12 protein-coding genes are annotated in these 11,841 nt (G+C 59.2%); 7 read left to right on the top strand and 5 right to left on the bottom strand.

Annotated elements, in window-relative coordinates; all coding sequences use genetic code 11:
- Nucleotides 1-295 precede the first annotated feature (295 nt).
- From arnB to arnF, 7 genes are read left to right on the top strand one after another with little or no spacing between them, the layout of a single operon-like run.
- Nucleotides 296-1,435, top strand: a complete 1,140-nt coding sequence (gene arnB / locus ABLV66_RS01315; RefSeq protein ID WP_045397116.1) for a UDP-4-amino-4-deoxy-L-arabinose aminotransferase — start codon at nt 296-298, stop codon at nt 1,433-1,435.
- 1 nt (nt 1,436) lies between these two features.
- Nucleotides 1,437-2,420 (top strand): undecaprenyl-phosphate 4-deoxy-4-formamido-L-arabinose transferase, encoded by a 984-nt coding sequence (arnC, locus tag ABLV66_RS01320; protein ID WP_348876581.1) that lies wholly within the window; start codon nt 1,437-1,439, stop codon nt 2,418-2,420.
- Entirely contained in the window at nt 2,417-4,402 is a 1,986-nt protein-coding gene (gene arnA, locus ABLV66_RS01325) for a bifunctional UDP-4-amino-4-deoxy-L-arabinose formyltransferase/UDP-glucuronic acid oxidase ArnA (RefSeq protein ID WP_047078858.1), read from the top strand. The genes arnC and arnA overlap by 4 nt, the downstream gene beginning before the upstream one ends.
- A complete protein-coding gene (arnD, locus tag ABLV66_RS01330; RefSeq protein ID WP_348876580.1) occupies nt 4,399-5,301 on the top strand; it encodes a 4-deoxy-4-formamido-L-arabinose-phosphoundecaprenol deformylase in 903 nt (300 codons plus the stop codon). Before arnA ends, arnD begins: the two co-directional genes overlap by 4 nt.
- On the top strand, nt 5,298-6,953 hold the full coding sequence (gene arnT / locus ABLV66_RS01335) for a lipid IV(A) 4-amino-4-deoxy-L-arabinosyltransferase (protein ID WP_047078859.1): 1,656 nt from the start codon (nt 5,298-5,300) through the stop codon (nt 6,951-6,953). The genes arnD and arnT overlap by 4 nt, the downstream gene beginning before the upstream one ends.
- On the top strand, nt 6,950-7,288 hold the full coding sequence (gene arnE / locus ABLV66_RS01340) for a 4-amino-4-deoxy-L-arabinose-phosphoundecaprenol flippase subunit ArnE (protein WP_045397101.1): 339 nt from the start codon (nt 6,950-6,952) through the stop codon (nt 7,286-7,288). Before arnT ends, arnE begins: the two co-directional genes overlap by 4 nt.
- The gene (gene arnF / locus ABLV66_RS01345; protein ID WP_045397099.1) at nt 7,288-7,671 is read left to right on the top strand and encodes a 4-amino-4-deoxy-L-arabinose-phosphoundecaprenol flippase subunit ArnF; all 384 of its coding nucleotides are present in this window, start codon (nt 7,288-7,290) and stop codon (nt 7,669-7,671) included. Before arnE ends, arnF begins: the two co-directional genes overlap by 1 nt.
- Here the strand turns inward: arnF and acpT are convergent.
- Genes acpT through ABLV66_RS01370 form a run of 5 tightly spaced genes read right to left on the bottom strand, consistent with a single transcriptional unit; the run spans nt 7,655 to nt 11,840 of the window.
- Nucleotides 7,655-8,242 carry a 4'-phosphopantetheinyl transferase AcpT gene (gene acpT, locus ABLV66_RS01350; RefSeq protein ID WP_213797598.1) on the bottom strand — a complete coding sequence of 196 codons (588 nt, stop codon included), beginning with the start codon at nt 8,240-8,242 and terminating at the stop codon, nt 7,655-7,657. The genes arnF and acpT overlap by 17 nt on opposite strands.
- A gap of 1 nt (nt 8,243) precedes the next feature.
- Nucleotides 8,244-9,473, bottom strand: a complete 1,230-nt coding sequence (locus ABLV66_RS01355; RefSeq protein ID WP_047078861.1) for a beta-ketoacyl-ACP synthase — start codon at nt 9,471-9,473, stop codon at nt 8,244-8,246.
- The gene (locus ABLV66_RS01360) at nt 9,470-10,201 is read right to left on the bottom strand and encodes a 3-ketoacyl-ACP reductase FabG2 (protein ID WP_047047872.1); all 732 of its coding nucleotides are present in this window, start codon (nt 10,199-10,201) and stop codon (nt 9,470-9,472) included. The genes ABLV66_RS01355 and ABLV66_RS01360 overlap by 4 nt, the downstream gene beginning before the upstream one ends.
- The gene (locus tag ABLV66_RS01365; protein ID WP_045397087.1) at nt 10,198-10,674 is read right to left on the bottom strand and encodes a hotdog family protein; all 477 of its coding nucleotides are present in this window, start codon (nt 10,672-10,674) and stop codon (nt 10,198-10,200) included. The genes ABLV66_RS01360 and ABLV66_RS01365 overlap by 4 nt, the downstream gene beginning before the upstream one ends.
- Entirely contained in the window at nt 10,674-11,840 is a 1,167-nt protein-coding gene (locus ABLV66_RS01370; protein WP_348876578.1) for a beta-ketoacyl-[acyl-carrier-protein] synthase family protein, read from the bottom strand. The genes ABLV66_RS01365 and ABLV66_RS01370 overlap by 1 nt, the downstream gene beginning before the upstream one ends.
- Nucleotide 11,841: the final 1 nt, after the last annotated feature.

Raw genomic sequence — 11,841 nt, forward strand, 5'->3', positions numbered from 1 at the left:
TCACCCGTTAAGCCCCAGTTTTCTCTATGAAACTGGGGCTTTTTGCTGCTGATTCCTGTCATAAGAAAATACTATCTATCTGATTCTCAATGAGATATTACTATTCTCGCGAAAAATATTAATTTCTTAATATTATCCTAAGCAACAGCGACTAGATTTATAACCGTCGAAATACCCTGGAATGAAATGTGGCGGTGAACCGACTTCATTTTCATTTTGTTTAAGTCCGCTGGCGCAGGATATTTCTTTCTACCGGCCCCCTTTTTTAGTGGGTTATTAATAGAACAGGAAAAAGATGAGCGAATTTCTGCCGTTTTCGCGCCCGTCGATGGGCGACGCAGAGCTGGCTGCGCTGCGTGAAGTTTTGCAATCAGGATGGATTACTACCGGTCCTAAAAACCAGGCGCTGGAAGAGGCATTTTGCCAACTGACCGGCAACCGCCACGCCATCGCCGTCAGCTCCGCTACCGGCGGTATGCACGTCACGCTAATGGCGATGGGCATTGGCCCTGGCGACGAAGTGATCACCCCTTCGCAAACCTGGGTGTCGACGCTGAATATGATCTGTCTGCTGGGCGCTACGCCGGTGATGATCGATGTCGATCACGATAATCTGATGATTACCCCCGAGGCGGTGGAAGCGGCGATCACCTCGCGGACGAAAGCGATTATTCCCGTCCACTACGCGGGCGCACCTGCGGATATCGATGCGATCCGCGCCGTTGGCGAGCGCCACGGTATTCCGGTTATCGAAGATGCCGCGCATGCCGCGGGAACGCACTATAAGGGCCGCCACGTCGGCTGGCGCGGCACCGCGATTTTCTCGTTCCACGCGATCAAAAATATGACCTGCGCCGAAGGGGGGCTTATCGTCACCGATGATGACGAGCTGGCTTCCCGCATCCGCAGCCTCAAATTCCACGGCCTGGGTGTAGACGCCTACGACCGCCAGACCCACGGCCGCGCGCCGCAGGCGGAAGTGATTACCCCCGGCTTCAAATACAATCTGGCCGATATCAACGCCGCGCTGGCGCTGGTGCAGCTGGATAAGCTGGCGCAGGCGAATCAACGTCGCGCTGCAATCGCCCAGCGCTACCTGCGCGAGCTGGCGGATACCCCGTTTAAGCCGCTGACCGTTCCGGCATGGGATCACCAGCACGCCTGGCACCTGTTTATTATCCGCGTTGATGAAGCGGCCTGCGGCATCAGCCGCGATGCCCTGATGGAAAAACTCAAAGCCATGGGCATAGGCACCGGTCTGCACTTCCGCGCGGCCCATACGCAAAAGTATTACCGCGAGCGTTTTCCTGAAGTTTCGTTACCGAATACCGAATGGAACAGCGCGCGCATTTGTTCCATCCCGCTGTTCCCGGATATGACCGACGACGATGTCACCCGCGTCATTACCGCGCTGCATCAGTTGTCAGGACGTTGATATGCTTACTTATCCTCCCGTAAAAAAAGTCTCGGTGGTTATCCCGGTTTATAACGAACAGGATAGTCTGCCGGAGCTGCTGCGTCGTACCGACGCCGCCTGTGCGACGCTAGGGCGCCAATATGAAATTCTGCTGATCGACGACGGCAGCAGCGACGATTCCGCGCGCATGCTGACCGAGTCCGCCGAAGCCGAAGGCAGCCACGTGGTGGCGGTGCTGTTGAACCGTAACTACGGCCAGCACTCGGCGATTATGGCCGGTTTCAGCCATGTCACCGGCGATCTGATCATCACCCTCGATGCCGACCTGCAAAACCCGCCGGAAGAGATCCCGCGGCTGGTGGAAAAAGCCGATGAAGGCTACGACGTGGTCGGTACCGTGCGCCAGAACCGTCAGGACAGCATCTTCCGTAAATCTGCCTCGAAGATGATTAACCGCCTGATCCAGCGTACCACCGGTAAAGCCATGGGGGACTACGGCTGCATGTTGCGCGCCTATCGCCGCCATATCATCGACGCCATGCTCAACTGCCATGAGCGCAGCACCTTTATCCCGATTCTGGCGAATACTTTCGCCCGCCGGGCGGTCGAGATCCCGGTGATGCACGCCGAGCGCGAATTCGGCGACTCCAAATACAGCTTCATGCGTCTGATTAACCTGATGTATGACCTGGTGACCTGTCTGACCACCACCCCGCTGCGTTTACTGAGCATTTTCGGCAGCGTGATAGCCCTGTTGGGCTTCGCCTTCGGCCTGCTGCTGGTGGTGCTGCGTCTGGCCTTCGGTCCACAGTGGGCGGCGGAAGGGGTGTTCATGCTCTTCGCCGTGCTGTTCATGTTTATCGGCGCCCAGTTTGTCGGTATGGGCCTGCTCGGGGAGTATATCGGCCGCATCTATAACGATGTCCGCGCCCGTCCCCGTTACTTTATTCAACGTGTTGTTCGTCAGCCGGAAACGGCGTCTCAAGAGGAAGATCGTTCATGAAAGCAGTAGTCTTCGCTTATCACGATATGGGTTGCGCAGGTATTCAGTCACTGCTGGATGCCGGTTATGAAATCGCCGCTATTTTTACCCATCCGGATAACCCTGGCGAAAACCATTTCTTTGGTTCCGTTGCCCGTATTGCCGCCGAGCAAGGTATCCCGGTATGGGCGCCGGAAGATGTTAACCATCCGCTGTGGATTGAACGTATTCGCGAGATGAAGCCGGATGTGCTGTTCTCGTTCTACTACCGCAACCTGCTGTGCGATGAGATCCTGAATATCGCGCCGAAGGGGGCTTTCAACCTGCATGGTTCTCTGCTGCCGAAATACCGCGGTCGTGCGCCGCTGAACTGGGTGCTGGTCAACGGCGAAAGCGAAACCGGCGTGACCCTGCATCGAATGGTTAACCGCGCCGACGCGGGCGATATCGTCGCTCAACAAGCTGTGGCTATCGGTCCGGATGAAGCGGCGCTGGCGCTGCACCGTAAACTGTGCGCCGCCGCCTCCGATCTGCTGGGCCAGGCGCTGCCGGCTATTCGTGAGGGTAAGACTCAGGAACGCGCGCAGGACCACAGCCAGGCGACCTACGTTGGCCGTCGTACCCCGGAAGATGGGCGTCTCGATTGGGACAAACCGGCGCAGACTCTGCACAATCTGGTGCGCGCGGTGTCCGATCCGTGGCCTGGCGCCTTCGCCTATGCCGGCGCGAACAAATTTATCGTCTGGAAATCCCGCGTGCGCGCCGACCTGCCGGCAGCCAAGCCCGGCACCGTGATCTCTGTCGCGCCGCTGGTGGTTGCCTGTCAGCAGGGGGCGCTGGAAATCGTCACCGGCCAGACCGAACGCGGCGTTTATATGCAGGGTACCCAACTGGCGCAGGCGCTGGGGCTGGTGACCAGCGCGGTGCTGAGCAGCAAACCGGTGGTGGCGGTGAAGCGCCGTACCCGCGTGCTGATTCTCGGCGTCAACGGCTTTATCGGTAACCATCTGACCGAACGTCTGTTGCAGGACGACAACTATGAGATTTACGGCCTGGATATCGGCTCTGACGCCATCAGCCGTTTCCTCGATAACCCGCGTTTCCACTTCGTGGAAGGCGATATCAGTATCCACTCCGAGTGGATCGAATACCACATTAAGAAATGTGACGTGGTACTGCCGCTGGTCGCGATCGCCACGCCTATCGAATACACCCGTAACCCGCTGCGCGTGTTCGAGCTGGATTTCGAAGAGAACCTGAAGATTATCCGCGACTGCGTGAAATACAATAAGCGCATCATCTTCCCGTCGACCTCGGAAGTGTACGGCATGTGCACCGACAAAAACTTCGACGAAGATACCTCCAATCTGGTGGTCGGGCCGATCAACAAACAGCGTTGGATCTACTCGGTTTCTAAGCAGCTGCTGGACCGCGTGATCTGGGCCTACGGCGATAAGAACGGCCTCAAGTTCACCCTGTTCCGTCCGTTCAACTGGATGGGGCCGCGTCTGGATAACCTTAATGCCGCGCGTATCGGTAGCTCCCGCGCCATCACTCAGCTGATCCTTAATCTGGTGGAAGGTTCGCCGATTAAGCTTATCGAAGGCGGCAAGCAGAAGCGCTGCTTCACCGATATCAGCGATGGTATCGAAGCGCTGTTCCGCATCATTGAGAATAAAGATGGTCGCTGCGATGGTCAGATCATCAACATCGGTAACCCGGAAAACGAAGCGAGCATCAAAGAGCTGGCGGAAATGCTGCTTGCCTGCTTCGAGCGCCACCCGCTGCGCGATCGCTTCCCGCCGTTCGCCGGTTTCCGTGAAGTGGAAAGCAGCGATTACTACGGTAAAGGCTACCAGGACGTTGAGCATCGTAAGCCGAGCATTCGTAACGCAAAACGCTGCCTGAACTGGGAACCGACCGTCGAGATGGAAGAGACCGTTGAGCATACTCTGGACTTCTTCCTGCGCACCGTTGAGCTCACGGACGATAAAAACTCATGAAACAAGTCGGCTTACGCATAGATGTCGATACCTTTCGCGGGACGCGTGATGGCGTACCGCGGCTGCTGGCCCTGCTGGGCAAGCATGGAATTCAGGCAAGCTTCTTTTTCAGCGTCGGGCCGGACAATATGGGGCGCCATTTATGGCGCCTGGTAAAACCGAAGTTTCTGTGGAAAATGCTGCGCTCTAACGCGGCGTCGCTGTACGGCTGGGATATTCTGCTGGCCGGTACCGCGTGGCCGGGGCGCAGGATTGGCGCGGGTAACGAAGAGGTTATTCGCGCCGCCGCGCAGATCCATGAAGTGGGTCTGCATGCCTGGGACCACTACAGCTGGCAGGCATGGAGCGGCGTGTGGCCGCAGGAACGTCTGACGCTGGAAGTGGAACGCGGTCTGCTCGAACTGGAACGCATTATCGGTCGCCCGGTAACCTGCTCAGCCGTCGCCGGCTGGCGTGCCGACCAGCGGGTGGTAAAAGCGAAAGAATCCTTCGATTTCCTCTACAACAGCGATTGTCGCGGCACGCGGCCATTCCTGCCGCAGCTTGGCGGCGGGGCCTCCGGCACCGTACAAATCCCGGTGACGCTTCCCACCTGGGATGAAGTGGTCGGTAGCGCCGTAGATAGCGCTGGCTTTAACCTCTATCTGCTGGACTGCATCCATCGCGACAAGGGAACGCCGGTCTATACCATCCACGCCGAAGTGGAAGGCATTGCCTACGCCGACCAGTTCGATGCGCTGCTGGCCATGGCGGAGGAAGAAGAAATACAATTTTGCCCACTGAGCCAGCTGTTGCCCGCTGACTTTAGCGAGCTGCCGTCAGGCAAAGTGGTCCGTGGTGAACTGGCTGGCCGGGAAGGTTGGCTTGGACGTGAACAATTACTGGGCTCGGGTGTATGAAAAGCATTCGTTATGGCGTCTCTCTGGTTGTACTCTTTGCGCTGTATTACTTATTGCCGTTAAATTTCCGTTTGCTGTGGCAGCCTGATGAAACCCGTTATGCCGAGATCAGCCGTGAAATGCTGGCCTCCGGCGACTGGGTGGTGCCGCATCTGCTGGGCCTGCGTTACTTTGAAAAGCCGATTGCCGGTTACTGGATTAACAGTATTGGCCAGTGGCTGTTCGGCCATAATAACTTCGGCGTGCGTTTCGGTGCGGTTTTCGCCATTACCGTCAGCGCGTTGCTGGTGGCGTGGCTAGCGTGGCGTATTTTCCGCGATAAACGCGTGGCGATCCTGTCGCCGGTTATCTTCCTCACCGCGATGCTGGTCTACGCGATTGGCACCTATGCGGTGCTGGATCCGATGATCACCATGTGGATGGCGCTGGCGATGTGCAGCTTCTGGGGTGCCTCCCAGGCGCAGAGCCGCGGCGGGAAGTTGTTGGGTTATATCGTACTGGGCTTCGCCTGCGGGATGGGGGTGATGACCAAGGGCTTCCTGGCGCTGGCGGTACCGGTAGTTGGCGTGCTGCCGTGGGTGATTGCGCGTAAGCGCTGGCGCGAGGTGCTAACCTACGGTTGGCTGGCGGTGGTGGTCTGTACGTTGGTGGTGCTGCCGTGGGGATTGGCTATCGCTAATCGCGAACCGGATTTCTGGCGCTATTTCTTCTGGGTCGAACATATCCAACGTTTCGCCGAGAAAGATGCCCAGCATAAAGCGCCCTTCTGGTACTACATTCCGTTCCTGATAGCCGGCAGCCTGCCGTGGCTGGCGCTGCTGCCGGGCGCGCTCAAGCGCGGCTGGAGCGAACGCGATGATGCCCGCGGCGCGCTGTATCTGCTAGGCTGGGTGGCGATGCCGTTCCTGTTCTTCAGCATCGCCAAAGGAAAACTGCCGACCTACATTCTGCCGTGCTTTATGCCGCTGTCGATTTTGATGGCCCGCTACGCGCTGGATGCCGCGAAGGCGGGGGCGAAAGCGCTGCGCATCAACGGCATGATCAACCTCGGTTTTGGTCTGATTGGCCTGGTCGCGGTGCTGGTGGTCTCACCGTGGGGCGTCATGCATAAACCGGTGTGGACGAAGATCGAGCTGTATAAATGTCTGCTGGCGGCGATCGCCTTTGCCGTATGGGCGCTAATGGGCTGGTTGGCAATCAAGGACAACGGTCGTCGCTGGCCGCTGGCCGCCATCTGCCCGCTGGGGCTGGCGCTGCTGGTGGGCTTCGCTATTCCGGATCGGGTTATTGACAGTAAACAGCCGCAGTTCCTGGTGGATATCGTGAGTGAATCGTTGGCGCCAAGCCGCTATGTACTGACCAACAGCGTCGGTATCGGCGCGGGGCTGGCGTGGGAGCTCAAGCGTGACGACATCATCCTGTATGACAAGCAGGGGGAGCTAAAATATGGCCTCGGCTGGCCGGATGCGCAGAGCAAATTCCTGGCGACTCACGAATTTGCGGATTGGCTGGCAGCGCACCGCCAGCAGGGACCCATCTCTCTGGTGCTGCTGATGGATAAAGGTGAAACGATGAACGAACTGGCGTTACCGAAACCTGATAACTCCTACGTGCTGGGGCGCGTGGTATTTATTCAGTATCTGCCGCAATGAGTGTCTGGTTCTGTCTGGTACTCGCCAGCCTGCTTAGCTGCGCCGGTCAGTTGTGCCAGAAGCAGGCAACCCGGCCGTCCCGTAGCGGACGGCGCGGGCGGCATATCCTGGTCTGGTTGGGATTAGCCCTGCTGGCGCTCGGCGGCGGTATGCTGCTGTGGCTGGGGGTACTGCAGGCAATCCCGGTCGGTATCGCCTATCCGATGCTGAGCCTCAATTTTGTCTGGGTGACGCTGGCGGCATGGGGCATCTGGCGCGAGCCAGTGGCGCGCCGCCACTGGCTTGGCGTCGGGCTGATCGTCGTCGGTATCGCCGTTCTGGGGAGTAGCGTCTGATGGGTTTAATCTGGGCGTTATTGAGCGTTGGCCTGGTCAGCGGCGCACAGCTGCTGTTGCGCAGCGCGATGGTCGAACTGCCGCCGTTGACCGATATCCTGACCTTCCTCAATCATCTACTGCATTTTCGCACCGGTACCTTCAGCCTGGGTTTCGGCCTGGTTGGCTATCTGCTGTCGATGGTCTGCTGGTATTTCGCGCTACACCGCTTACCGCTGGCCAAAGCTTACGCGCTGCTAAGCCTGAGCTACATTCTGGTGTGGGCCGCCGCCATCTGGCTGCCCGGCTGGCATGAACCGTTTTATTGGCAATCGCTGCTGGGCGTGCTGATTATTATCGCCGGCGTGCTGACTATCTTCTGGCCGGTTAAGCCGCGCCGTTAAAACATTGAATGTGCGCCGCCGTCAGCTTAAACGGCGTTGGCGTACAGACCGCAATACTTAACCCTTCATACTGAATCTGGCTTAATGACAGCGCGCCGTGAAAGGCGCTGTCAACAGAGGCCATCTGCCAGGCGCTGCCGCCGCGCTGTTTCACCAGGGCCTCTTTGCGCGTCCAGATACGCCAGAAGGCGACTAACCGCCGCTCCGGCGGTTCACGCTCCAGTTCCTGGTGCTCGCCTTCGCTGAACAGGGCGTTAGCCAGCCGCTGCCAGCCGTTGCGCGGACGAATCACTTCAATGTCGCAGCCAACCTCGCCTTCATCGCTCAACAGCAGAGCAATATGGTCGCCGCTGTGGCTAAGGTTAAACCACCGCCCGCTACCGGGCGGGAATGCCGGTTTACCCTGTTCGCCATACTGAATATCCATTAGCGGGGTAGTCGCATGCGCCAGCAGCGCGCGCCCGGCAAGCCAGCTGGCCCGCCGCGGGCCGTCCGGCGCCTGCGCCATCAGCACAGGCGGCAGCGGCAGGGCGCTAAGGGTTGAGATGTGGCCGAGGATAAGCTGATACATCTTACGGCCAGCGCTGAATAATGATTGAGGTGTTAATGCCGCCGAAGGCGAAGTTGTTGCTCTGCAGGAATTCACAATCAATCTTGCGCGATTCGCCCATGATGTAGTCAAGATTGCCGCAGTTAGCATCTGGATTATGCAGATTCAGCGTAGGCGCGAACCAGCCCTCGCGCATCATCTGCAGACTCATCCACGCCTCCAGCGCCCCGCAGGCGCCAAGGGTATGGCCGAAATAGCTTTTCAGCGAGGAGATCGGCACGCCGTCGCCGTAAATCGCCGCCGTCGCCTGGCTTTCGGCGACATCGCCGCGATCGGTTGCGGTGCCGTGGGCCGAAATGTAGCCAATATCCCGGGCACTTAAGCCTGCCATTTTTAACGATTGTTCCATGCAGATCTGCATGGTTTCACGCTGCGGTTGGGTGATATGCGCGGCATCGCAGTTGGTGGCGAAGCCGATGATTTCACCGTAGATAGTCGCGCCGCGCGCTTTGGCGTGCTCCAGCTCTTCCAGTATGAGAGTACCGGCGCCTTCGCCGATCACCAGCCCATCGCGCTGTTCATCGAACGGGGCGGGGGTGAGGTCGGGCTGTTCATTACGCTGGCTGGTGGCGAACAGGGTGTCGAATACCGCGGCTTCCGACGGGCATAGCTCTTCCGCGCCGCCGGCGACCATCACCGTTTGATAACCGTGGCGAATCGCTTCCCAGGCGTAACCGATCGCCTGGCTACCGGAAGTACAGGCGCTTGACGTCGGAATAACGCGGCCGCGCAGACCGAAAAACAGCCCGGTATTAACGGCGGTGGTGTGGGGCATCATCTGCACGTAGGTGGTGCCGGTAATATTGTTGGTGTGCTTTTCCGTCAACATAGTGGCGAACTCGCTCACCGGGCCGGTACTGCCGGTTGACGAGCCGTAAGCGATGCCGGTTTCGCCGTTGCTCAGCACGGCATCATCGATAAGCCCGGCCTGCTCGAGCGCCAGTTCAGTGGCGCGGGTAGAAAGTAGCGACACGCGGCCCATCGCGCGAATACGCTTACGGGTATAGTGGGCCGGTAGGGTGAAATCATCGATTGGCGCGCCCAGTAGCGTATGCAGACCCTCGTAAATACGCCACTCCGGCATGGCGCGCACGGCGTTTTTATAACGCTGCAGCCCCGCCGAAACATCCTGCCAGTTGTCGCCAAAGGCGGTGACGCCGCCCATCCCGGTAATGACCACACGACGTGTCATAACATCCCTCCATTGATTGAAATGACCTGTCGGGTGACATATCCCGCAATATCCGACATTAAATAACTGGCAAGCCCTGCCACCTCGTCCGCCTGTCCCATGCGTTTCATCGGGATCATCGACATCGCCTCTTTTAGCGCAGTCTCTTCCATTTCGATCATCCCGGTGTCGATAAGCCCCGGGGCGATGCAGTTGACGGTGATTTTGCGCTTCGCCAGCTCAATGGCCAGCGCTTTGGTGGCGCCGATGATCCCCGCCTTAGCGGCGCTATAGTTGACCTGACCCCGGTTGCCCATGACGCCGGATACGGACGAGAGCGTGATGATACGCCCGCCCTGGCGCGCGCTAATCATCGGCATGATGCAGGGATGAATGACGTTATAGAAACTGTCGAGGTTGGTGTGGATCACCGCGTCCCAGTCCTCTTCGCCGAGCGCCGGGAAAGCGCCGTCGCGGGCGATGCCGGCGTTGCTGATAATGCCGTACCATGCGCCGTGTTCGGCCATATCCTGCTCAAGCACGTCGCGACACTGCGCGCGGTTGGCGACATCAAAGCTCAGCAGACGACCCGAGCCGCCAGCGGCGGTAATCGCCTCCAGCGTTTGCTGTGCGCCCGACGCATCGCGATGATAGTGGATGCCGACCACAAAGCCATCCGCCGCCAGCTGACGGGCGATAGCGCGACCGATGCCTTTACTGGCGCCGGTGACCAAAACTGAACGACTCATTCTGACGCTCCTTGTTGAAATAGGGTGTTAAGTTCTGTTGGCGTCGGCTGGAAAGTATTGACCCGTCCGCTTGCCAGTTCTTCATCGTCTGCCGTAATGGCACATTCGAAGCTGCCGAAACGCTCGTCCTGCATTAACAGCTTTACGGTGATGGACAGCGCCTTGCCGCCCGGCAGGTATCCTGCCGCGCAGACTAACTCGCGCGCGCCAAGCACCATGCCTAGTGAGATGGACGTTTGCCCCTGTTGTTGGCGGTGCCATCCGGACCAGACGCCAACGGTTTGCGCCATGAGTTCCAGGGCGAACCAGCCGGGGAGATTGCCCTCGGCATCAATAAACGGCGCCAGGACGCCATGGGTCGAGACCGTGACCCGGCAGGTAGCGGTTTCGTCGGTGACATTGACGACCTCTTCCAGCAGCAGCATTGGCGGCTTGTGCGGTAGATAAGCGCCGGGCGATAAGTAGTGGCTCATTAAATGCTCCCGAGCAGAATGCTGGCGTTATTACCGCCAAAGGCAAACGAGTTCGACAGGATAATCGGCCGCGGCAACGGTAGGGGACGTTCGATAATCCCGCACGGCGGAAGGGTCGCGTCGCGCGGCGACTGGCTGAAGTCCTGCGCCGGCAGCAGCAGATTGCGTTGCAGGATCAGCATGCCGATGGCGGCTTCGGTGATCCCCGCCGCGCCCAGCGTATGCCCGGTCAGATGTTTGGTGGAGCTGCATGGCACCTGCTCGCCAAATAGCGCGTTGACGACGTGAGACTCTATCCGATCGTTCAGCGGCGTGGCGGTGCCGTGCAGGTTGATATAGCCCACCTGTTCAGGGGCGATGCCCGCATCGTCCAGCGCCTGCTGGATAGCGCGAATTGCCCCTTCTCCCTCAGGATGCGGGGCGGAAATATGCCAGGCGTCGCTGGACTCGCCGATACCCAGCAGCGCGATAGGCTGCGGCTCGCGGGTCAGCAGCATCAGCGCCGCCCCTTCGCCGATAGTGATGCCGCAGCGATCGCGGCCAAACGGCTGGCACTGAGTCGTGGAGAGCGACTCCAGGCTGTGAAAGCCGTTGATCGGCATTCGGCTGAGGGTATCCGCGCCGCCGACAATCGCCACATCCGCCAGCCCGGCTTCAATCAGTCGGTGTCCGCTGATAATGGCTCTGGCGCTGGATGAGCAGGCGGTTGACAGCGTAAATGCCGGGCCATCCAGCGCCAGCCAGTGGCTGAGAAAACGCGACGGGTCTCCCAGCTCCTGCTGCGGATATTGCCAGGCCGCGCTTTCCGCGCCGCTAAGGGTCAAAGTGACGTGCGCGTCACCTTCGTCGAGCCCCGAGGTGCTGGTGCCAAGCACTACGGCAACGCGTTCACGCCCGTATTGGGCGATGGCGTCATCCACCTGCGGCTGAATTTGCGCCAGCGCCGCCAGCAGCAGTTGATTATTGCGCGAACGATGGGCGCTAAAGGTATCGGGAATGGCGGGTAATTCGCCGTCCACGCCCGCGAAAACCGCCTGCGGATGTCCCTGTAGCCACCCCTCGCGCGGGCGCATGCCGGGCGCGATACCGCGAGCCAGATTGGCGGCGACTTCATCATTATCGCGACCCAGCGCGTTAATCATGCCGACGGCAGAAATGTAGATCATC

The sequence above is a fragment of the Klebsiella sp. CN_Kp073 genome, from assembly GCF_040065495.2.
GTDB classification, from domain to species: domain Bacteria; phylum Pseudomonadota; class Gammaproteobacteria; order Enterobacterales; family Enterobacteriaceae; genus Klebsiella; species Klebsiella aerogenes.